At 46.8% G+C, this 22059-nt stretch carries 17 protein-coding genes and 2 tRNA genes; 10 read left to right on the forward strand and 9 right to left on the reverse strand.

The genetic code is table 11. The features are described from left to right. Window positions 1-527: 527 nt before the first annotated feature. From ACMXYX_RS00775 to ACMXYX_RS00800, 6 genes are all read right to left on the reverse strand, one after another. Window positions 528-603 (reverse strand) — tRNA-Phe (locus ACMXYX_RS00775). A gap of 64 nt (window positions 604-667) precedes the next feature. Then, window positions 668-743, reverse strand: a tRNA-Phe gene (locus ACMXYX_RS00780). Window positions 744-806: 63 nt separating this feature from the next. Then, entirely contained in the window at window positions 807-1079 is a 273-nt protein-coding gene (locus tag ACMXYX_RS00785) for an oxidative damage protection protein (RefSeq protein WP_415883099.1), read from the reverse strand. Window positions 1080-1096: 17 nt separating this feature from the next. Further along, window positions 1097-2146: an A/G-specific adenine glycosylase gene (gene mutY / locus ACMXYX_RS00790; RefSeq protein ID WP_415906376.1), complete on the reverse strand. Its 1050-nt coding sequence runs from the start codon at window positions 2144-2146 to the stop codon at window positions 1097-1099. Window positions 2147-2152: 6 nt separating this feature from the next. Further along, the gene (locus ACMXYX_RS00795) at window positions 2153-4315 is read right to left on the reverse strand and encodes an AsmA family protein (RefSeq protein WP_415906377.1); all 2163 of its coding nucleotides are present in this window, start codon (window positions 4313-4315) and stop codon (window positions 2153-2155) included. A gap of 90 nt (window positions 4316-4405) precedes the next feature. After that, window positions 4406-5311: a diguanylate cyclase gene (locus ACMXYX_RS00800; RefSeq protein WP_415906378.1), complete on the reverse strand. Its 906-nt coding sequence runs from the start codon at window positions 5309-5311 to the stop codon at window positions 4406-4408. 147 nt (window positions 5312-5458) lie between these two features. Between ACMXYX_RS00800 and hisB the strand changes: the two genes are divergently transcribed. The 5 genes from hisB (at window position 5459) to ACMXYX_RS00825 (ending at window position 11819) form a co-directional block, all read left to right on the forward strand. After that, the gene (gene hisB, locus ACMXYX_RS00805; RefSeq protein ID WP_415883103.1) at window positions 5459-6052 is read left to right on the forward strand and encodes an imidazoleglycerol-phosphate dehydratase HisB; all 594 of its coding nucleotides are present in this window, start codon (window positions 5459-5461) and stop codon (window positions 6050-6052) included. Between the two features lie 3 nt (window positions 6053-6055). Beyond that, window positions 6056-6736, forward strand: coding sequence for an imidazole glycerol phosphate synthase subunit HisH (gene hisH, locus ACMXYX_RS00810; RefSeq protein WP_415883104.1), 681 nt, complete (start codon window positions 6056-6058; stop codon window positions 6734-6736). A gap of 32 nt (window positions 6737-6768) precedes the next feature. Next, window positions 6769-7542 carry an imidazole glycerol phosphate synthase subunit HisF gene (gene hisF / locus ACMXYX_RS00815; protein WP_415889890.1) on the forward strand — a complete coding sequence of 258 codons (774 nt, stop codon included), beginning with the start codon at window positions 6769-6771 and terminating at the stop codon, window positions 7540-7542. A gap of 184 nt (window positions 7543-7726) precedes the next feature. Next, window positions 7727-8728, forward strand: a complete 1002-nt coding sequence (locus ACMXYX_RS00820; RefSeq protein ID WP_415883106.1) for an efflux RND transporter periplasmic adaptor subunit — start codon at window positions 7727-7729, stop codon at window positions 8726-8728. A 7-nt stretch (window positions 8729-8735) separates the two neighbouring features. After that, window positions 8736-11819, forward strand: coding sequence for an efflux RND transporter permease subunit (locus ACMXYX_RS00825; protein WP_415906379.1), 3084 nt, complete (start codon window positions 8736-8738; stop codon window positions 11817-11819). Window positions 11820-11929: 110 nt separating this feature from the next. On the opposite strand, the gene elbB is transcribed toward ACMXYX_RS00825, so the two are convergent. Further along, window positions 11930-12580, reverse strand: coding sequence for an isoprenoid biosynthesis glyoxalase ElbB (gene elbB, locus ACMXYX_RS00830; protein WP_415906380.1), 651 nt, complete (start codon window positions 12578-12580; stop codon window positions 11930-11932). Window positions 12581-12753: 173 nt separating this feature from the next. On the opposite strand from elbB, the gene hemB reads away from it, so the two are divergent. After that, the gene (gene hemB / locus ACMXYX_RS00835; RefSeq protein WP_415883109.1) at window positions 12754-13764 is read left to right on the forward strand and encodes a porphobilinogen synthase; all 1011 of its coding nucleotides are present in this window, start codon (window positions 12754-12756) and stop codon (window positions 13762-13764) included. 46 nt (window positions 13765-13810) lie between these two features. Next, window positions 13811-15961, forward strand: coding sequence for a polyphosphate kinase 1 (gene ppk1, locus ACMXYX_RS00840; RefSeq protein WP_415906836.1), 2151 nt, complete (start codon window positions 13811-13813; stop codon window positions 15959-15961). A 39-nt stretch (window positions 15962-16000) separates the two neighbouring features. On the opposite strand, the gene ACMXYX_RS00845 is transcribed toward ppk1, so the two are convergent. Next, a complete protein-coding gene (locus ACMXYX_RS00845) occupies window positions 16001-17515 on the reverse strand; it encodes a diguanylate cyclase domain-containing protein (protein ID WP_415883110.1) in 1515 nt (504 codons plus the stop codon). Window positions 17516-17582: 67 nt separating this feature from the next. After that, entirely contained in the window at window positions 17583-18449 is an 867-nt protein-coding gene (locus ACMXYX_RS00850) for an SDR family oxidoreductase (RefSeq protein WP_415883111.1), read from the reverse strand. Between the two features lie 53 nt (window positions 18450-18502). Between ACMXYX_RS00850 and ACMXYX_RS00855 the strand changes: the two genes are divergently transcribed. From ACMXYX_RS00855 to ACMXYX_RS00865, 3 genes are read left to right on the forward strand one after another with little or no spacing between them, the layout of a single operon-like run. Further along, the gene (locus ACMXYX_RS00855) at window positions 18503-19408 is read left to right on the forward strand and encodes a hydrogen peroxide-inducible genes activator (protein WP_415883112.1); all 906 of its coding nucleotides are present in this window, start codon (window positions 18503-18505) and stop codon (window positions 19406-19408) included. Beyond that, entirely contained in the window at window positions 19405-21483 is a 2079-nt protein-coding gene (gene recG, locus ACMXYX_RS00860) for an ATP-dependent DNA helicase RecG (protein WP_415906837.1), read from the forward strand. Before ACMXYX_RS00855 ends, recG begins: the two co-directional genes overlap by 4 nt. A 47-nt stretch (window positions 21484-21530) precedes the next feature. Continuing rightward, window positions 21531-22046: a DUF501 domain-containing protein gene (locus ACMXYX_RS00865; protein ID WP_415897325.1), complete on the forward strand. Its 516-nt coding sequence runs from the start codon at window positions 21531-21533 to the stop codon at window positions 22044-22046. Window positions 22047-22059: the final 13 nt, after the last annotated feature.

Consider the following 22059-nt stretch of genomic DNA (forward strand, 5'->3'; position numbering starts at 1 on the left):
AAACTATCAAAGGTAATGTGGTTTTATGCATATCTAGCTTGTAGGCAGATCAATGCAGAAGGTATTGGTAAATCGGAGTGCAACGACGATAGCCTGAAGGGTGAGCGAAGCGAATAATCTAACCAGGTTCGGTGACGCCTGCGAAATATAATCTTGCTAGGGTATTTAACTAAAGAGAGAATCTAGAAGAGAAGAAGTGGTGCCCAGGCGCGGATCAATGCCCTAGGCATTCACACATCGGAGTGCAACGACGATAGCCCGAAGGGTGAGCGAAGCGAATAATCTAACCAGGTTCGATGACGCCTGCGAAATAAAATCTTGCTAGGGTATTTAACTAAAGAGAGAATCTAGAAGAGAAAAAGTGGTGCCCAGACGCGGATCAATGCCCTAGGCATTCACACATCGGAGTGCAACGACGATAGCCCGAAGGGTGAGCGAAGCGAATAATCTAACCAGGTTCGATGACGCCTGCGAAATAAAATCTTGCTAGGGTATTTAACTAAAGAGAGAATCTAGAAGAGAAGAAGTGGTGCCCAGACGCGGAATCGAACCACGGACACGGGGATTTTCAATCCCCTGCTCTACCGACTGAGCTATCTGGGCATATCTGAGTTCTTCCAGAGACAAAAAAAGCCTGTAATTTGAATTAACAAGCCTCTTAAGGAAGTGGTGCCCAGACGCGGAATCGAACCACGGACACGGGGATTTTCAATCCCCTGCTCTACCGACTGAGCTATCTGGGCAACTCAAGTGGCGCGTATTAAACCGTCTTCACGGAAAACTGTCAACCACTTGTTACAAAAAAACTATTTTGAAGGTGGAACGTAGCCTTCAGCCTTCTCGTAGTCTTCTCCATCCATGAACTTTTGCATCTCTGTTTGCAGGAATTCACGGGTGGATGGGTCCATCATACTCAGGTGCTTTTCGTTGATGATCATTGTTTGATGATCAGTCCACTCTTTCCAAGCCTTTTTGGATATTGTGTCGTAAATTTCCTGGCCTTTAGCGCCTGGATAAGGAGGACGATCCAATCCTTCAAGTTCCTCTTTATATTTACGGCATAGGACGGTGCGACTCATGTTTTGCTCCAATCAATTTACGCGTTGGTTAGTTGTTGCAAGAGTTTCTTAACCGGTGCTGCTAAACCAACATTTTCTGGTTGCTCTATGTTATACCAGAGCAGAGGCTTCCCTTCCATGACACAGTCTGTAGGGGTATTCACTCGCGCCTTCACTGGGGTGATATCTAGATGGAAATGACTAAAGGTGTGACGCAGAGGCTCCATGAGCTGAATGCTTTCTTCATCTAGCTCCAAACCGGTTTCGTTGAAGGTGTCACGTAGGTCTGCAACTTGAGGTAGGCTCCACAATCCACCCCATAAACCACTCGGTGGGCGTTGATAGAGTAAAACCTCAGATTGATTATCCTGCTGTAAGATCAGCATGTAGGTTTGTTTTACCGGAATCGTCTTTTTCGGCTTAGGTGCTGGAAGTTTATCGGTTTTACCTAATTCGAATGCTTGGCAACCATGCTGCAGAGGGCAGAGTAAGCAGGATGGTTTACTGCGAGTGCAAAGGGTGGCGCCCAGATCCATCATCGCTTGCGTGTAATCACCCGTACGTTCTTGCGGTGTATTCTGTTCGGCATATTGCCACAGCAGCTTTTGATTAGCGGTTGTGCCTGGCCAACCCTCTAGCGCATAAAAACGTGCTAATACTCGTTTTACATTGCCATCTAGAATCGGAGCCCACTTACCGGTGCTGATCGATAAGACGGCACCTGCAGTGGAGCGACCAATGCCGGGTAGCTCTTCCAAACCTTCAACTGTTTCAGGAAACTGACCTTGATGTTCCCTGCTAACTATCTGCGCGGTTTTATGCAGATTACGGGCTCGGGCGTAATAACCTAAACCTGTCCATAGATGGAGAACTTCATCCTGCTCTGAAGCAGCTAGCTCTTCTACAGTTGGGAAGCGTTCGATAAAGCGTTGATAGTAAGGAATAACCGTGGTGACCTGAGTCTGCTGCAGCATGATCTCAGAGATCCAAGTGTTATAAGCGGTCTTTTTCTCTTGCCAAGGTAGGTCGTGACGACCGTGCTGGTCAAACCATTCCAGCACGGCATTAGCGAATAAATCAGGTGTCATTAGGGGTTAAAATAAACCTTTCAGTTTGTCGCCTAGCTTATCTTTAAGTTTCTCTTCAGCTTTGGCTTTTAGTTTCTCTTTTTTCTCTTCAACTTTTTTCTTAACGTCCTGTTTGAGAGCGTCAGTGATAAAGCTGAAATCAGGCTTACATAGCTTGGTTGGTTCTGTGTTAAAGCTTCCTTTACAGTCGATTGGTACCTCGACGCCTTCCAGTTTATTGGGGAAAGAGCAGGTTTCTTTAAACAGATTCTTCTCAACCATAAAGCCAAGACGGTAGTTCAACATTTGTTTTGGTAGGTTTACGGTGCCTTTGCCACTTAGGGTCATTGCATCCAGTGCGGCTTTAAGATCTTTGTTTGTAACCACGCCATTTTTAATACGGGTAGAAGCGCCCATGCTGGTAAATGGCGTAGAACGATCTACTTGCTCAGCATCACCGCCTAGCGCGCTAACATTGTTTAGGCCCTGGCAAACCGTTTGTGCCATGTCTAAGCCTTTTAGTTCACCATCTTTCATGTTCACTTTTGCAGTACCTGTAACGCTGTTTACAAAATCGTGAACAGAGTTACCGCGCAGTGTCAGATTGGAGGTTGAGTTTAGCTTACCGGTTAGCTGATCAGCGTTAGCCATATCTTTTAGCAGGTCACCTACCTGAAGACCGGTGATGGTTTTCTTGGAGGTAATAACCGGTGTGTTCTTACGCACATCAACAGTAACGTTGTTACGCACACTGCCTTTGTATAGATCAGCATCAATCTTAGTTGCCTTGATTAAACCACCGTGAGCGCTTACTTGTAGTGCCACATTGCTGATATCCATATTGGAAACATGCAGTGATTTAAGGCCTAACGTTGTGTCTAGCTCTAAACCACGTAGTGTTTCAACTGGCAGAATTGGATCTTTCGAATAAGGACCACTCTGGCCTTTTTTCGCAGTGCTAGCAGTTGCTGTGTTGGAAGAGTCTGCTGCTTTTTCACCTTGCGTTGCAGGTGGCATGTAGCGATCAGCATTGATCTTGTCGCCTTGCAGGTTAAGCGTGATGTTGCTGTTTGCTAGGTTAAATGCTGCAGATCCGTTGAAGGTCGTATCATCCAGCTTAACGGTTAGCGCTGTCGCGGTGATTGTATTGGCCGGACCTTCCAGTTCTGTAGATAAGCTGATCGCTTTTAGAACGTTCGGATCGTTAGTTTTAACTTCAGCCTGACCCACAGCACTTAGCAGTTTATTTAGGTCAAAGGCTGCAACGTTTAGCTTGCCGCTGATCGCTGGTGCTGCGAAGTTATTAACGGCCAGCGCACCCTCTGCATTTAGATTGGCAATCGATAGTTTTAAGTTGTTAAGGCTTAGCTGTTGTTTCGGCAGGTCTGCTTCAATATCGGCAGCAGTCTTCAGCGCCAGTGATTTATCGCCTAGTGGTTTACCACTCAGGTTTAGCTCACTGGTTAGGTCTTTAAGCTTGTACTGTTGTTGTTCCAGATCTAGATAAAACTCAGCAGCTAGTTTCGCTGTGGCTTTAATCTGCTCTTCACCCTTAACGGTTTGTGACGCGTTAAAGCTTAGCTCTGCAGGGAAGAACGCGTTAGTCACTACCTGACCTGAAGACATGTTGAATTCAGTAAGTTTAGCGATCATATCAGCGGCTTTATCTTGATAGATGATGTTACCGTTGCTGATCTGGATACTGTCGATGTTGATCGCGATAGGCGCAGATGTGCTTTTTGCCGACTCTTCTTTTGGCGCTGCATCTGTTGTCGCATCTTTTTTCGCATCAGCAGGTGCCGCTGCGATCGCCCAGTTGTTGCTGCCATCTTTTTCTTGGACAAGGTTTAGCTCTAAACCATCTACCACCACGCTTTGCATCTCAACATTGCCAGACAATAGTGCGGGTAGGCGTACAGAGATTTGAGCTTGGTTTAGCTGGGCTAAATCCTGTTTGCCAGGGAATTTGGCATCAATCTTATTTACTTCAAGCCCTAACCAAGGGAAAACTGACCAGCCGATATCACCGTTAATTTTTAGTTCGATACCAGCATTATCAAGTGCTGCTTGCTCTATTTCGGGTTTGTATTCGTTGGGATCAAAGAATGCACCCAGAATGGCACCGCCAGCGACGATCACCACAATAATCAGTGCGGATAGACCAGCGAGTAATTTCAGCAGACCTTTCATTGTTCTCTCCTTGGCAAGGGTTCTGATGGGATGAGGATAAACGGAAATAATGAAGTTTCAATGGCGGAGGCTGAAGGAGGGATGAATAATTCAGCTACAGACTTGGTTTTTGCCGCTGGCTTTGGCGCGATAGAGAGCTAAATCTGCTTGTTTGAGCATCAATTCTCTATCGGTAAACTCTTTATCCAATTCCCCTACACCGATACTGGCTGTCAGATGTATTACCTCACTACTTGTTATCTGTACTTCCATACTGCGCAGTGCTTCTAGATAACGTTCTCCAATTTTTAAAGCTGAATCTGTATTCGTTTCGGGAAGGATGATCATGAATTCTTCTCCGCCATAACGACAAACAAAATCATGTGCTCTGGAATATCGGTCTAGACACTGTGCTGCCTGTTTGAGTGCAATATCGCCGGTATCATGGCCGTATGTGTCATTAATGTCCTTAAAATCATCAATATCTAACAGGATTACGGAGATGGGGCGCTCTTTTCGAATCGCTTCTTTGCACAGCAGTTTTAGCTGTTTACGACCTTCACGACGGTTATAAATACCCGTGAGATCGTCATATGTGGCTAAACGCTTAAATTTTTTCTCTAAGGTTTTTTGATCGGTGATATCTATAATGGCGCCAATCAATCCCGCAACGGAACCATCACTGTCATGAAACGTGGCTTTATGGAACTTAACGTAGTTGAGGTCTTTGCCCTCACTATGAACGGGTGTTTCGTAAATTTGGATGCCCGGATTGTTTAAAAGATCCATATCAGCTGCTGCAAAAATAGAAGCGGGTGTTTGATCAAAGACTTCAAAAACATTTCGACCAATCAAATCCTCTCTGGAAACTTGAACATAGTCAGCATAGGCCTTGTTACAGCCGAGGTACTTACCTTCATGATCTTTGTAATAGATCGGGAAAGGCAGGGCGTCGATCACTAATAGCAATGCACGATGATTGCCGCGCAGGAGTTGATGTAGATCGGGATCATTCATCAGCTGATTCCGTCCTTAATAAAAGGCGATACCTACAAGATAGCCCAAGGTCTCTGTATTTGCGTGTAATTAACCGCTTTGGAAAGTGCATGGATGGGGGGATGGTTGTATAATCGCGGCTCAGATCAAATATAGTGGGAGATCACCATGGCGGACCGTACAGCCAAGGTAAGTCGAGATACATTGGAGACACAGATCACTGTGTCGGTAAATATTGATGGAACAGGCCAGTTTAAGGCCGATACAGGTGTGCCGTTCTTAGAGCACATGATGGAGCAGATCTCCCGCCATGGTCTTATTGATCTAGATATTCATGCTAAAGGCGATACACATATCGATGACCACCACACGGTTGAAGATATCGGCATCACGCTAGGGCAAGCATTTAAAGAAGCGGTAGGTGATCGTAAAGGGATCATGCGCTACGGCCATGCTTACTGCCCGCTGGATGAAGCTTTGTCCCGTGTTGTTATCGATTTCTCAGGTCGCCCAGGGCTCGATTTTAAGTGTGATTTTACCCGCGGCAATATCGGCCGTTTTGATACGCAGCTGTTTTGGGAATTTTTCCAAGGCTTCGTAAATCACGCCGGTGTTACTTTGCATATAGATAACATCAAGGGCTTCAATGCTCACCATCAAGCGGAAACCATCTTCAAAGCGTTTGGTCGTGCACTGCGTTATTCACTAGAGATTGATGCGCGTGCTGCGGATGTTATGCCTTCTACAAAAGGGTGTTTGTAAGTTATGTCGAGTGTAGCTGTAATCGATTATGGCATGGGCAACTTGCACTCTGTTGCCAAAGCACTGGAGTTTGTACAGCCAGGTGTTGAAGTCCGTGTGACTTCTGATCCTGCACTTGTTGCCAGTGCCGACCGCGTTATCCTACCGGGTGTTGGTGCAATGCGTGATTGCATGGCAGAGATGCTACGTGCCGGTGTGGATAAAGAGGTCACAGATGCAATCAATTCGGGTAAACCATTCCTAGGTATCTGCGTAGGTATGCAAGCTTTGCTGGAGCGTTCTGAAGAGAACGAAGGCGTAGATTGCTTGTCTCACTTTAAGGGTAGTGTGAACTACTTTGGCGATGACCTAGCAGAAGAGGGCGAGCGCCTGAAAGTTCCACATATGGGGTGGAACGAAGTCGCTCAGATGGACGATCACCCTCTATGGAATGAGATCGAAGACGGTAGTCGTTTCTACTTTGTTCACAGCTACTTTGTAACAGCTGAAGAACGTGATCTGGTTTCTGGTGTTTGTCGTTACGGTCAGCAGTTTGATGTCGCGCTTGCACGTGACAATGTGTTCGCTGTGCAGTTCCACCCTGAGAAAAGTTCTAAGGCGGGCCTGCAGTTGCTTAAGAACTTCCTTAATTGGGATGGTAAGCCAGCACCTGCACCAATGACTGAAAATACGATTAAACCTTAATCCATTAGATCAAATTTTAGAGGTAGCTACTCATGGCTTTGGCAAAACGAATTATTCCTTGCCTCGATGTAGAAAACGGTCGCGTGGTGAAAGGCGTTAAGTTTGTCGATATTCGCGACGCAGGTGATCCTGTAGAAGTAGCAAAGCGCTACGATGAACAGGGTGCAGACGAAATTACATTTCTAGATATTACTGCAACCCATGAAGGCCGTGACACGATGGTGCATACGGTTGAACGTATGGCTTCACAGGTATTTATCCCACTGACAGTAGGTGGTGGTATTCGTACTTGCGAGGATATCCGTACCATGTTGAATGCGGGTGCAGATAAAGTATCTATTAATTCTGCTGCGGTATTTAACCCTGAGTTTGTTAAAGAAGCAGCAGAGCGCTTTGGTTCACAATGTATCGTTGTAGCCATTGATGCCAAGAAAGTATCCAAAGAGGGTGAAGAGAACCGTTGGGAGATCTTTACTCACGGTGGCCGTAAACCAACCGGTATCGATGCGGTTGAGTGGGCGCAAAAGATGGTTGAGTTAGGTGCAGGTGAAATTCTTCTGACATCGATGGACCAAGATGGCGTTAAAAACGGTTACGACCTAGAAGTTACGCGTGCTATTAGTGATGCGGTCAACGTACCTGTCATCGCTTCTGGTGGTGTAGGTAATCTGGATCACTTAGTGGAAGGCTGTATCGAAGGCAAGGCAGACGCTGTGCTTGCGGCTTCTATCTTCCACTTTAATGAGTACACGGTTCCGCAAGCGAAGGAATATATGCGAGACAAGGGTATTGAAGTCCGTCTTTAACGGAAGTGATAGCCTGATTATGAAGCCTCGCAAATGCGGGGCTTTTTATTGCGCGCAATTTAGACACATTGTGAACTTTAGTATGGCTATTAGAGTCAAGGTCATGCATCATTTTGTAGCACGAAAAAAGATTGAGAATCATTTGTAAATAAATGGTTCACAGGGATTTAGTTAGGACTCAGTTATGCGACAGCTCTTCACTCTTACTCTTTTGGTTTTAGGTACACAGCTACAGGCCGCTGAAAGTGTGGTAGTTAAACCTCTGTCTGAGCTGTTAGCTCCATCCAGTCAAAGCGCACCAGCGCAGGTGATCAACGATCATCATGTAATTATCAGTAGCCGTTTAAATGCACCCGTTGAAGAAGTGCTTGTTAATGTAGGCGATCAGCTCGATAAAGGCGCGCCACTGCTAAAGCTCGAATGTCGTGATTTTGACCTGCGCTTAGTCCAAGTCAAAAGTGAGCTAAACGCGCTACAAGCGCAAACCCGTTTGGCTCGTCAGCAATTAAGCCGAGCTGAGCGATTGTTAAAACAGCGTAATGCCTCAAAAGAACTGCGTGATCAGCGTCGCGCTGAGTTGGATAGCTTAATAGCGCAAGCTTCCGGCTCTCAAGCTCGTTTAGATGAAGCAGAGCTAGCGGTAGCTCGTTGCACCCCAGTAGCACCCTTTACCGGAGTTGTTACGGAACGTTTAGTCGGTGAAGGCAGCCTTGTTGCATCGGGCACCCCTCTATTCAAAATTCTGGCTGAAGATCGTCAGGAAGTATCAGCGTTGCTAAGTAGTAAGCAGCTTGCTTCTCTGCCTAATTCCACAAAGATCGAATATCAGATTCAACAGCAACGTTTTCCGCTTGAACTACGGGTGATTGTACCTTTTGTTGAAAATCGTGCCCGTACTCAAGAAGTTCGTCTGCAATTTAGTGCCGATAAAGCCATATCAGGTAGCAGCGGTCGATTGGTATGGCAGGAGCCCCAAGGGCGCTTGCCGGTTCAGTACATTGTGTCCCGTGATGGTCAGTTGGGCGTTATGGGCCTGAATGATTCCAAGGCAGAATTTATTGCACTGCCTAAAGCGGTTGAAGGTCAGGCTACCGTTGTTGATCTGCCATTGGATATGATGGTGATTGTCGAAGGTCAGCACGGGGTTGAATCGGGCAGTGATGTGACCGTGATGGCGCAGGAGTAAAAATCAGATGTTGATGCGCCTGTTTAACAACCATGTCTTAGCTAACCTCACCTTTCTACTTGTATTGGTGATCGGTTTCCTTTGCTATAACCTGTTACCTCGCCAACAAGACCCAACCATCAACTTTAACTGGGTTGTTGTGACAACCGTGCTTCCCGGCGCGAGCGCGGACGATATTGAGAAGCGTGTAACTGACCCGCTAGAAGACGCCATTCGCAATGTCTCGGATATTAAGTTTGCTTCTTCTAATAGCCGCGAAGCAGTGTCGAGTTTGCTGATACGCTTTTCTGATATCGACGAGCGCACCTTTGATAAACGTATCAATGATCTGCGCCGAGAAATTCAAAATGTAGAAGACGAGCTACCGGAAAATGCGATTGACCCGGTGATCTTAGAGATCACCAGTGCCAACGCTTTCCCGAGTGTTACAGTCGCCGTTACCGCACTGGATGATGACGAAAACCTCAGGGTGCAAGCGCGTAATATCGAAAAAGATCTGGAACGTATCATAGGAGTAGATCGGGTCGATCCGATTGGCCTGGATGACCCTGAGTTGCAGGTGAATTTTGACCCTGAAGCATTGCAGGCGCTATCGCTGTCGCCAACTCAGTTGTCGAATACCGTATCTGTTTGGTTTCAGGATATCTCTGCCGGTAGCGTGAATGTTGGCGAGCAGGCATGGCTTGTACGTTTGGTGGGACGCAGTGCCGACCCTGATCAAGTTAAGCATATCCCGTTGATCAATCTACAGGGGGAGGAGATCACCCTTGGCCGAGTTGCCGAAGTCGTGCAAACCAGGGCGAAAGCGCAACAAGATGCAGTGATTGATGGCAAACCTGCGGTTGTATTGGCGGTAATGAAAAAAGCCAATGCTAATACCTTAGAGTTGGTTGAGCGGGTTAAAGCCTATATGGATCAGCGCAATGAGTTGGCCCAAGCAACTGGTGTGAAACTGGTTCTGGTCGATGATCAGACTGTGCCGACCCGTGAAGCGATCAGCCTTATGCAGAACAATGCTCTGATCGGTTTGATCTTGGTATTGGTCGTGGCGTGGTTGTTCTTGGGTGCGCATATCGCTTTTTTAACTGCGATTGGTATCCCCTTTATTCTGGCGGGTACCTTCTGGGTACTCTGGGGTATGGGGGAAACCTTAAATGTTACCGTGCTGCTCGGTGTGGTGATTGTGCTCGGGATGCTGGTGGATGATGCAGTGGTCGTGGTGGAGGCGATCTATCATCGTTTACAGCTAGGGCAACCGATCTATCAAGCCACTATGGCCTCGCTCGAAGAGGTAGGGCGACCGGTAATCAGTGCCGTATTGACGACGATGGCGGCCTTTTTACCTTTAATGCTGCTGCCGGGGATCATGGGTGACTTTATGCGGGTGATCCCCATGGTGGTCACCATCGCATTGGCGATCTCTCTGGTTGAAGCTTTTTGGATGCTGCCAGTACACGTGAGTGTGGCGCGAGTGTCCTTTGCTAATCCGGGGCGTATGCAACGTTTCCGTACCCGCATGACCCATAAAATCCAGATCACCTATGTACGCTCGTTGATTAAAGCTATGCGTCGCCCTGTGCTGACCTTTAGCTTGATCGGTGCGCTGTTTATTGGCTCGATGGGCGCACTCGGCGCTGGTTTGATCAAGATGGATTTTTTTGCATCGGATCCGCTGCGCTTGTTTTACGTCAATATGGAGATGGCACCAGAGACCTCCCTTGATGCTACCTTGGACAAAGTAAAACAGATGGAGAAGGTGGTACGTAAACACCTTAAAGATGAGGATCTTCGAGCAATTGTCGGTTATGCCGGACAGCAGTTTACCGAAACAGCACCTATGTTTGGTGATCACTATGGCCAGATATTGGTTGGGCTCAAACCAAAAACAGAAGATAATCGCTCGGTCGATGAGTTATTAGCTGCGGTCCGTGAAGATGCATTGGCGCTGCCGGGACCTTTGAATATCTCTTTCTTACGTTTGGCGGGTGGTCCGCCCGTGTCTAAGCCGATCAGCATTAAAGTCCGTGGTGATGAATACGCAGAGATCCGTGCAGCTGCGGATGCGCTGCAAACCTATATGCGATCGGTGGAAGCGATAACCGATATTACCGACGATGCTGGTGGCGGACGTATGACGCTGACGCTAAAAGCTGATTATGATGCGATCACCCAAGCGGGGCTCAATCCGCAAGAGGTTATTCGTACTGCGCAGTTGTTGGTGGATGGTGAAATCGTCGCTGATATGCAGCACGAAGGCGAAAAACTGGAAGTGCGCGTACGAGCAAAGCCGCAGCAATACAGTGATATCGAGCAGTTACTCCTATTTGAGTTGCCATTAGTAGATGGTGGGCGTGTACAGTTGATTAATCTCGTGCGTTTTGAAAAAGAGAAAGCGCTAGGCAATATCCGTCACTATAACTTCCGCCGAGCAATAACGGTGGAAGCTGATCTCCTGCCTAACAGCATCGATACTGTAACTGCGAACGCTATGGTCTTGGAGCATTGGAGTAACGAGCTGCAAGTACAATTTCCTAATCTGGATTTAGACTTCACGGGTGAGCTAGATGAAATCCAAGAGAGTATTAATGCGATTGGTATTCTGTTCTTGTTTGGTCTTGGATTGATATATCTGATTTTGGGTACGCAATTCTCCAGTTATTTCCAGCCTCTGATGATCTTAATGACCATCCCTATGGCTATTATTGGTGTAGTGCTTGGGTTGTTACTGACGCAAAACCCTCTGAGTCTATTCACCTTGTACGGTGTTGTTGCTTTGGCGGGCATCGCAGTTAATGCCGCGATTGTGCTGATTTCAGCGGGTAACCAACGCTTAGATAAAGGGATGTCGGTTAAACATGCCACCTTATACGCGGCTAGACGGCGAGTAATTCCAATCTTGATTACTTCGTTAACGACGATTGCCGGATTGTTCTCTTTAGCAACGGGCTTAGGTGGTCACTCTTTAATTTGGGGGCCAGTGGCGACTGCGATTGTGAGTGGTTTGGCGTTCTCGACTGTATTGACCCTGTTCCTTATTCCTATGCTGTACCGCATTTTTATGCAGTGGTCGAATCGTCGTCAGGGAACGTAAGCATTGGGGAAAGGCTAAAAGGTAAAGCTTACGTTTAAATGAAGTGTATCAAAGATGAATAAAAAAGCGGCGAATGAACATCGCCGCTTTTTACTGTCTATGATTCTTACTTAAGCTAGCTCAAGCACTTCATCTACAAGCTTGCGGATACCTGATGCTGCTTCGGTAATTGAGCCTGCCAACATGTATGCTGGAGTTGTTACGACTTTGCGCTCGGAATCGATTACGATTTCGCTGACACCACAATCTTGGTGCTTACCACCCATCGCTTCAATAGCGGATACAGTGTCGGCATCATTACCGATTGTGCATGTCGCGCCTTCGCCGAATAGAATTGGTGTCATTGCTGGGGCAATACAGATGAGGCCAACTGGCTTACCTGCTTTATGCATTGCTTGAGTAAAGCTAATTACATCGGGGTTTACTGAGCACTCAGGGCCTTTTACCGCAAAGTCCGACAGGTTTTTTGCTGCACCAAAACCACCTGGAATAATCAAAGCGTCGTAATCTTCGGCATTGGCTGTTGCTAGATCGATAATTTCACCACGTGCTAAACGAGCTGCTTCAACCAAAACGTTACGTGTTTCAACGGCTTCTTCGCCAGTAAGGTGATTAATAACGTGCATCTGCTCGATATTCGGTGCCATACACTGTGAACTAGCACCGCGTTCAGCGATCTGTAGCAAAGTCAGAACCGACTCGTAAATTTCTGCGCCATCGTATACGCCGCAACCAGATAGAATTACTGCAATTTTCTTCATGCTTTCAGGCTCCTTTATCTACAGTGATATGAGTTTGATCATACCCTTTTGTATGCAGAGTACGATAAGATCAGTTTTATTACTATGGTGACAAAAAGTTACTTAATTTTTAGCCTGTCATAAGCTTGTCATCGTTTTCTGTCATATTCATCTTGTAACCTAAGGAAGATGCCGTGTCCTTTAATAACAGCCAGCGCTTTTACCCAGAAACACGTATGCGTCGTATGCGTGCCAGTGATTTTTCCCGTCGTCTAATGCGAGAGAGCGTTTTAACGCCAGATGATCTGATCTATCCCGTCTTTGTGATTGAAGGTCAAAATCAAACTGAGCAAGTTGCGTCTATGCCAGGCGTCGAGCGTATGAGTATCGATCTGCTGGTAAAAGAAGCGAAAGAGCTTGCTTCTTTAGGTGTGCCTGCGATGGCGCTGTTCCCTGTAACACCGATGGATGCAAAATCTGAGTTGGCAGAAGAAGCCTACAACCCAGATGGTCTGGCTCAGCGTGCAGTGAAAGCAATCAAAGATGCGTGCCCAGAGATGGGGATTATGACAGACGTTGCACTGGACCCATTCACGACTCACGGGCAGGACGGCATTATCGATGAAAATGGTTATGTGCTGAATGATCGCACGGTTGATACCTTGATCCAGCAGGCGGTATCTCACGCCGAAGCGGGTGCTGATATCGTTGCACCAAGTGACATGATGGATGGCCGTATCGGTGGTATCCGTGATGAGTTAGAGAGCAACGGTTTTGTAAATACGCTTATCATGGCGTACTCCGCTAAGTATGCGAGTGCTTACTATGGTCCTTTCCGTGATGCAGTAGGCTCTGCGGCGAACATAGGTAAAGGTAACAAGTTTAGTTACCAGATGGACCCTGCTAACAGTGATGAGGCACTACACGAAGTGTCACTGGATCTGGCGGAAGGTGCAGATATGGTGATGGTAAAACCGGGTATGCCGTATCTGGATATCGTTCGCCGAGTTAAAGATGAATTAAAAGCGCCAACCTATGTTTATCAGGTGAGCGGCGAATATGCGATGCATGTGGCTGCTTTCCAAAACGGTTGGCTAGACGAGCGTAGTGTAATGCTTGAATCTCTGTTGGCGTTTAAGCGTGCAGGGGCAGATGGCGTACTGACTTATTTTGCAAAACGCGTCGCACAGATATTAAACGACTAAACTTTATTATGTAGTCGTTAAAGAATTAGGGAGAGAAAACAGCGTGATGGTTGAATCAGCGGAACAGAGCGAAGCAGCAGCGGCGTTATTAGAAAGTCGTGAATGTGTGGCAACAACAGAGCAAGAGGTCGAGGAAACACCAGTTGATCTGAAGGCGCCTGAGCTCTATATCAACCGTGAACTCAGCCATTTGCAGTTTAATATCCGAGTTCTAGAACAAGCCTTAGAGGAACAACATCCGTTACTAGAACGGTTGATGTTCCTGTTGATCTTCTCCAGCAACTTGGACGAGTTTTTCGAGATCCGTGTTGCTGAACAGATTACTCAGTTGAAATACGGTCGTGAGGCAGTCGGCCCAGATGCGATGCACCCACGTACCGTGTTGCAACGAATCAGCGAAATTTGTCATCTAACTGTCGATCGTCAATATAAGATTCTGAATGAAACGATCTTCCCTGAATTAGAGAAGGAAGAGATCCACTTTATCCGTCGTCACTTGTGGACGCCGGAGCAGAGAGAGTGGGTTCAGTCTTACTTTCATGATCGTGTGGTACCGGTCATCAGCCCGGTTGGTTTGGACCCATCGCACCCATTCCCGCGTCTGGTGAACAAGAGTCTTAACTTTATTGTCGAACTGGATGGTAAAGATGCCTTTGGCCGTGAAACCGGCATGGCGATTATTCCGGCGCCGCGCTCTTTACCGCGTTTGATACGTCTACCAGACAATCTCTGCGATGGTGGAGATAATCTTATCTTCCTCTCCTCGATTATCCACGAATTTGCGGATGAGCTATTCCCGGGGATGAAGGTTAAAGGTTGTTATCAGTTCCGTATCACACGTAATGCCGATATGACCTTCGATGTGGAAGAGGTTGAGGATCTGGTAAATACTCTGAGGGGTGAGTTGCACTCGCGTAAGTACGGTGATGCAGTTCGATTGGAAGTGGACCAGCGTACACCAGAAGAGTTGATCGCTTTCCTACAGAAAGAGTACAAATTGGATGAATCGCAAACTTATAGGGTGGATGGTCCTGTTAACTTGACCCGCCTTATGGCTGTGCGTGATTTAGTGGAGCGGAATGATCTGCGCTGGAAGCCATTTTCTCCCGGGATGCCTGGTAAGCTTAAAGGTGACAATATTTTCGATGCCTTAAGGGCGAATGACCAATTACTGTTACATCCATTCCAGTCCTTTTCACCAGTGGTTGATCTACTGCGCCAGGCAGCGAAAGATCCTGATGTGGTGGCGATAAAACAGACGCTTTATCGAACAGGGGTAAAATCCGATATCGTTAATGCGCTAGTGGAAGCGGCACGTAGCGGTAAAGAGGTAACCGTAGTTATTGAACTGCGTGCACGTTTCGATGAAGAGAGTAACCTACATCTTGCCTCACGTTTGCAGGAAGCGGGTTGTTTGGTTGTTTATGGCGTAGTGGGTTACAAGTGCCATGCTAAAGCGATGCTGATTGTGCGCGAAGAGGAGAATCACTTGGTCCGTTATTCTCACTTAGGTACGGGTAACTATCACTCGGGTACTGCGCGCCTGTATTCTGATTACAGTTATCTGACTGCGGATCAAGAGGTGGGCGAAGATGTCCACAAGGTTTTTCAACAGCTAACGGGTATGGGTAAGATTCAGAAGCTGAAAAAGTTATACACAGCCCCATTTACCCTGCACTCTAAAATGATCGAACTGATCCGTCGTGAGACCCGCTTAGCTAAGTCTGGTAAGCCAGGTCATATCATGGTCAAAGTGAACGGTTTGACTGAGCCTAAGATGATCCGTGCCCTATACGAAGCAGCGGCAGCTGGTGTTCAAATTGATCTGATTATCCGTGGTATGTGTCGTCTACGTCCGGGTATTGAGGGGCTGTCTGAAAATATCAAAGTTCGCTCCATCATCGGCCGTTTCTTAGAGCATACGCGCGTTTACTATTTTGGTAATGACGGTAAACCGGAAGTGTTCTGTGCCAGCGCTGACTGGATGGAACGTAACATGCTTAACCGTGTAGAAACGGGTTTCCAAGTCTTTGGAAAACATAGTGAGCGTTTAAAGCGCGAGCTGGATTACTACATGAAAGATAACTGCCAGAGCTGGGAGCTTCAGGCGGACGGTAGTTATATTCAGAACCAGCCGGGTGAAGAGGAAGAGGTCTTCTCTGCTCAGCAAGCTCTATTAGAAGAGTTTGCTAAGTAGCTGTATCTAATAAATAGCCTTACTTATCGAGTAAGGCTGTTAAGCGCTTTTCGCATAGCTCTGATGGTTATGAACAACTAACTGGTTGCGATTGTTCTTTGCTAGATACAGCGCTTTATCCGCTTCCGTGTACAGTTCATTTTTATCAGAAATCTGATTGCCCGCGCTCCAGTAGGCACCAATAGAGATAGTTACATAGTCGCTGACAGTGCTCTTCTCGTGAGGAATATGCAGTGCTTCCACTTCTGCTCGAATACGATCTAGGAAAGCTTGGGCCTTAGCTGCATCTTGTTCTGTAATGATGATGGCAAACTCTTCACCCCCGATGCGGAAGGCAAAATCGGAAGGTCTGCGTAGGCTGCCTCTGATGCAGTTCGCGATATCTCGCAGGGCCTTATCCCCTTGCGGGTGACCGTAGGTGTCGTTGTAAAGCTTGAAGAAATCTACATCCAGAATAGCTAACGCGATTGCTGTGCCATGACGGTAGCTGAGCTTAATTTCGCGCTCTAACACATCTTCAAAACTACGGCGGTTTGGCAGTGTGGTGAGCTTATCTGTAATCGATAGCTTCTTGCTGGTTGAATCCTGCAGTAGGTTTGTAAAGCCGGTTATCTGATAGCGTTCATTAATATTGGGTAAAATGCGCGAGTTTGCCCAATGCATTAAGCCATCGTCGTTGATATGACGTATCTCACCTTGCCATGTTTTACCGGTTTTGATTGTTTTCCAGATCTGCTCCGATAGCATGCTGTGAGTATCTGAATTATCAAAAAAATTACTTTGCTTGCCGATCAGTTCTTCTTTGGTTGTGTCGAGGAAACGGCAGAGGGCATTACTGGCATCAATAATCACGCCTTGTGTATCAAGGTTTGCCAGCATGATGTTCTGGTCAATCAGATGTTCTCGCTGCGATAAAGCTTTGTTTGAACGCATAATCAAACGGGTCACTTTGATTGCAATCAGAAGAGAGATAACAATCGTTAAGAAACCAATAGTAGCTACCACGTAGATAGAGTGGTCTCTATTATCCGATGACTGTTGATGGAATTCTTCGGCTTTGTTCTGGGCAAAGAGAACAAACTCGTGCACTTCGGAAAGAAGCTTGTCGACATGCTGAGCACCTTTGGCTCGGGTAATCTCAGCGGCTCTTTCAGTTTCACCAGCCAAAGCTAATTTGGCTACTTCGTCACGAATCGGTTTCCATTCAATAAAGGTTTGGTAGGCCTGTTTAATCGTGACTTTGTTACCCAAAAAGCGCTCAAAAATAATGTCGAACTCTTTGAGAACTTGCTGTTCTTGGCGGTGCACTTGCTCTAGCGTAGCTTTTAACTGTTCCGTATTTTTTACCAATACCACATCTTTCATATCGCGGTGCATCGCAAACACTAGAGTCTGGATCGACTGCCCAGCATTGCTCACAGCAAATGGGTGGTTATAGATGTTTTCGACGTCTTTCGAGATGTTATTGAGGTGGTAGAGACTGAAGCCGCCTAAGCCTGTCATTAAGGTAATGATCAGGACAAAACCAAGAATAAGATTGCGATACTGCTGCATACTATAAAATACTGCTGAATTGAGGGCGCGATTGTATCAAAAACTACAGTATGCAGGAGCTTTAGTTTTATTTATCGAGGGATTCTTGATCAAGATCTATTAAATTACTGTAACCTTCTATATATGTCGGATATTTGAACGTATAGCCTGCTTTAATTAGCTTTGTATTTGAGCAGCGTTTGCTGCCTGCGCGACGAGAAACGGTTTCTGAAGTGATTGCGCTTTTAGTTTTATTTGCTAACCAAGTTGTGATCTCATGCATAGTGACTGGGCTACTATCACTGGCCAGATAACATGGATCTACTGTTTCGCCATTAAGTACTTTCGTAATGAGAAAGTTTAAAACGCCAGCGCAATCGTCACGGTGAATGCGGTTACTGAAATGCTCAGGTTTAGCGGGGGCTATATCACCTCTTCTGACACGGCTGATTAGATGATTCCTTCCGGGGCCATAGATGCCGCTAAATCTAACCACTGTACTTGGTAGATCAGCACTTAAAACCTGTTGTTCACCTTTAAGCATGATCTTGCCACTAAAAGATTTAGGTTCGCAGGGGCTCGTTTCATCCACCCAATCACTATCGTTTTGGTGGTAAACCCCGCTGCTGGATGTGAAGAATAGATGTTTAGGTTTAGAGGGTAGTGCATTTAGGGTGTTTTGCACGCCAGCCACATAGGCTGCTTCGTAACCTTCTTCATCATGACTGCTTGCCGCTGCTGTGTAGACAAGGATATGACAGTCGTCTATTTCCGCCAGAGCCGCTTTTAAATTCTCTAAATTTGTGAGATCAGCGCTTATTCCTTGGATGCCTTGCGGTAGCTGGTTTATATTACGACGTAGGCCAAATACCTTATGCCCTTGATTTAATAACATTTGTCCAAGAGTTGAGCCAACATCGCCGCAGCCGACGATGAGAATAGTTGCTTGTTGCATACAGGTTAAGCCTCCGAAAATCACAGACCTATCATAGCAAAGGATAAGGCCGGATGACCCTTACAGAATTGCGTTACATTGTTACCTTGGCGAGAGAACAGCATTTTGGTCATGCGGCTGAAAAGTGCTTTGTCAGTCAGCCTACCTTGTCTATAGCGGTCAAAAAGCTTGAAGATGAGTTGGGTGTACCACTGTTTGAACGCAGTAAAAACTCGGTTCGCGTCACACCTGTAGGTGATAAAGTGGTGCAACAGGCGCAGCGCGTGCTTGAGCAAGCCGATACCATCAAAGATCTGGCGCTTGAGGGCAAAGATCAGCTGAAAAGCCCACTTCGCGTAGGCGCGATCTACACCATTGGACCTTACTTATTCCCTCATCTGGTTTCTCAGGTGCAAAAGCTTGCGCCTGATATGCCGCTGTATATCGAAGAGAACTTCACTGAGAACCTGCGAGTTAAGATCCGTAACGGTGAGCTGGATGCAATTATCTTAGCGCTGCCATTCCAAGAACCGGATATTCTGACGCGCCCTCTATACGATGAGCATTTCGAAATGCTGATGCCAGTGGGCCACCCTTGGGCGCAGCAGAAAAAGATTAATAGTGAAGATCTACCTAATACCCCGCTGTTGTTATTGGGCGAAGGGCATTGTTTTAGGGATCAGGTATTAGAATCCTGCCCAACGTTGAATCAAGCGATTAATACTCAACATACGATTACCGAGGGTAGCTCTCTAGAGACTATCCGTATGATGGTTGGTTCTGGCTTAGGTTGTTCCGTATTGCCGCAATCCGCTGTATATGGAACGGGTAAATCAGAGATGGTAGTAACACGACCTTTCCAAGAACCAGTGCCAGAACGCACGGTTGGGGTGGCTTGGCGTGCTAGCTTTCCACGTCCGCAAGCGATCGATGTGTTGGTTGAAGCGATTGCCTCTTTTGATCCTGCAGGCGGTAAATAAGTTTGTTACTTGCTTCTCTTCCTGTCACAGAGTTAAAAGGTGTTGGCGCTGCGTTAGAGCAGAAGCTGAATAACCTTGGTATTCAAAATCTACAGGATCTATTGTTTCATCTGCCTCTGCGTTACCAAGATCGCACGCGAATTGTGCCTATGGGGGCGTTACGTCCCGGTGATGAGTGCGTGGTTGAGGGTGAGGTGAAGCTGGCGGATATCAGCAAAGGTCGCCGCCGCAGTTTATTGTGCCGTATTCAAGATGGCACGGGGTCACTAACGCTACGTTTCTTTCATTTCACAGCTGCTCAGAAAAATAACTTAAAACCTGGTACTCGTATTCGCTGCTTTGGTGAAGCACGTACCGGTGCAAATGGTTTGGAGATCGTCCATCCTGAATATAAGCGGGTGGATAACGATGATTTGGTGCCAGTAGAAGAGAACCTAACGCCGATCTATCCAACCACAGAAGGTCTGCATCAGGGACGTTTACGAGCTCTGACTGATCAAGCGCTTAACTATCTGAAAGAGGGTGGCCTGCAAGAGCTTGTGCCTGATCAATTGCGACAAGGCTGGCAGTTCCCAAGTTTGAATGATGCCGTAGCTTATCTTCATCGCCCTCCAGTCGATGTAGACCAGCACCTTTTGTTGGACGGTATGCACCCTGCTCAGCGCCGTTTGGCGTTTGAAGAGCTACTCGCTCATCACCTCTCTTTGTTGAAATTACGTCAAAAAGCACGTCAAAAAGGTGCGCCTGAACTGCCGGGAACAGGACAACTTAAACAAGCCTTTTTAGATCAGCTACCGTTCCCGTTAACTGGCGCGCAACAGCGCGTAGGCAATGAAATCGCCAACGATCTTGCGCAAGCTTATCCTATGCTGCGTTTAGTGCAGGGCGATGTTGGCTCAGGTAAAACGGTCGTGGCGGCATTGGCTGCTCTACAAACGGTAGAGAGTGGTCTGCAAGCTGCGATTATGGCGCCGACCGAGATTTTGGCCGAACAGCACTATATCAACTTCAGTAACTGGCTTGAGTCACTCGATATTAAAGTTGCGTGGTTGGCAGGTAAGCTCAAAGGTAAGCAAAGGCAGGCGCAACTAGAAGCGATTAGAACAGGTGAGGCGCGAGTTGTTGTCGGGACGCACGCGCTTTTTCAGGAAGAGGTCGTCTTCTCTGATCTAGGTTTAGTGGTGATCGATGAGCAGCACCGCTTTGGTGTGCATCAACGGCTGTCACTGCGTGAAAAAGGGCGTAATGGTGAGTTAGCACCGCATCAGTTGATTATGACCGCTACGCCGATTCCCCGAACTCTGACCATGAGTGCTTACGCCGATCTGGATTGTTCTATTATCGATGAGTTGCCACCGGGACGAACACCTGTGAATACTGTAGTTATTGCCGATAGCCGCCGCGACGAAGTTATTCAGCGGGTACAAAAAGCCTGCGCTGAAAAGCGCCAAGTTTACTGGGTGTGCACTCTGATTGAAGAGTCTGAAGCTTTGCAATGCCAAGCTGCCGAAGTAACTGCTGAGGATCTGAAAGTAGCGCTGCCTGAACTACGTATAGGTTTAGTGCATGGTCGTATGAAGCCGGCTGAAAAAGCTGAGATTATGCAGCAGTTTAAATCAGCTGAATTGGACCTTTTAGTCGCGACAACGGTCATTGAAGTAGGTGTGGACGTTCCTAATGCCAGTGTGATGATCATAGAAAACCCTGAGCGCTTAGGGTTAGCGCAATTGCATCAGCTACGTGGTCGAGTGGGCCGAGGCTCTGTAGAGAGCTTTTGTGTGCTGATGTATCACGCGCCTTTATCCAATCAGGGACGTGAACGTTTAACTGTAATGCGTGAAACCACTGATGGTTTTAAAATCGCGGAAAAAGATCTGCAGTTACGCGGGCCAGGTGAGGTTTTAGGTACACGGCAGACTGGAGCTATGCAGTTTAAAATGGCCGATCTGCAACGAGATTCAGATCTGTTAACTCGGGTTAAGATGGTGGCGGGTCAGATGCAAGAATGGCCTGATTTTGCAGATTCCTTAGTTGAACGTTGGCTGGGCCGTGGTGAAGACTACGGTAATGTATAATAAATAGATTAATCGATTTATTCGCTTGTCACAGATAGAGAGTAGTAGTGTTGATTTCACCCAGTGAAAAGCAGTTAGAAATTATTCGACAGCAGTTGGGTCGTGAACCGCGCGGTTTAGCCGGTATTGCTGTACAAAATGATCAAGAGGTTCCATTGGTATTACAGATGGATCTGTTGGTTGATGATAAACCTTTTCCAACGCTTTATTGGATGGCCAGTAAAGATATCTATCAAGCCATTGCTGAGATAGAAACAGCAGGTGCGGTTAAAGAGTTAGAACAAGAACTGATGGATAACGAAGCGCTTCGTGCTGAGCACTTAGCGGATCAGCAGCGTTATGTGGATCTTCGTTGGGCTTCGGCTTCTGAAGAGCAGAAAAAACGTATTGAAGAATTAGGTTTCACGCCGCTCTACAGTAAGTATGGGATTGGTGGTATCTCTCAGTGGGACAAAATCCGCTGCTTACATATGCAATATGCTTATCACTTAGCGCAAGGTAGTGCGATTGGCCTTATTTTAGATGAAAGATATGGTTTAAAGGGTATTAAAGCTTCGATTTGATCGGCTGAATAGT

This window comes from Neptuniibacter sp. QD72_48, assembly GCF_047778065.1.
Lineage (GTDB): Bacteria > Pseudomonadota > Gammaproteobacteria > Pseudomonadales > Balneatricaceae > Neptuniibacter.

Coding starts and splice junctions, on each gene's coding strand:
- ACMXYX_RS00785 (WP_415883099.1), bottom strand. CDS start 1,079: ATGAGTCGCACCGTCCTATGCCGTAAATATAAAGAGGAACTTGAAGGA.
- mutY (WP_415906376.1), bottom strand. CDS start 2,146: ATGACACCTGATTTATTCGCTAATGCCGTGCTGGAATGGTTTGACCAG.
- ACMXYX_RS00795 (WP_415906377.1), bottom strand. CDS start 4,315: ATGAAAGGTCTGCTGAAATTACTCGCTGGTCTATCCGCACTGATTATT.
- ACMXYX_RS00800 (WP_415906378.1), bottom strand. CDS start 5,311: ATGAATGATCCCGATCTACATCAACTCCTGCGCGGCAATCATCGTGCA.
- hisB (WP_415883103.1), top strand. CDS start 5,459: ATGGCGGACCGTACAGCCAAGGTAAGTCGAGATACATTGGAGACACAG.
- hisH (WP_415883104.1), top strand. CDS start 6,056: ATGTCGAGTGTAGCTGTAATCGATTATGGCATGGGCAACTTGCACTCT.
- hisF (WP_415889890.1), top strand. CDS start 6,769: ATGGCTTTGGCAAAACGAATTATTCCTTGCCTCGATGTAGAAAACGGT.
- ACMXYX_RS00820 (WP_415883106.1), top strand. CDS start 7,727: ATGCGACAGCTCTTCACTCTTACTCTTTTGGTTTTAGGTACACAGCTA.
- ACMXYX_RS00825 (WP_415906379.1), top strand. CDS start 8,736: ATGTTGATGCGCCTGTTTAACAACCATGTCTTAGCTAACCTCACCTTT.
- elbB (WP_415906380.1), bottom strand. CDS start 12,580: ATGAAGAAAATTGCAGTAATTCTATCTGGTTGCGGCGTATACGATGGC.
- ppk1 (WP_415906836.1), top strand. CDS start 13,811: ATGGTTGAATCAGCGGAACAGAGCGAAGCAGCAGCGGCGTTATTAGAA.
- ACMXYX_RS00845 (WP_415883110.1), bottom strand. CDS start 17,515: ATGCAGCAGTATCGCAATCTTATTCTTGGTTTTGTCCTGATCATTACC.
- ACMXYX_RS00850 (WP_415883111.1), bottom strand. CDS start 18,449: ATGCAACAAGCAACTATTCTCATCGTCGGCTGCGGCGATGTTGGCTCA.
- ACMXYX_RS00855 (WP_415883112.1), top strand. CDS start 18,503: ATGACCCTTACAGAATTGCGTTACATTGTTACCTTGGCGAGAGAACAG.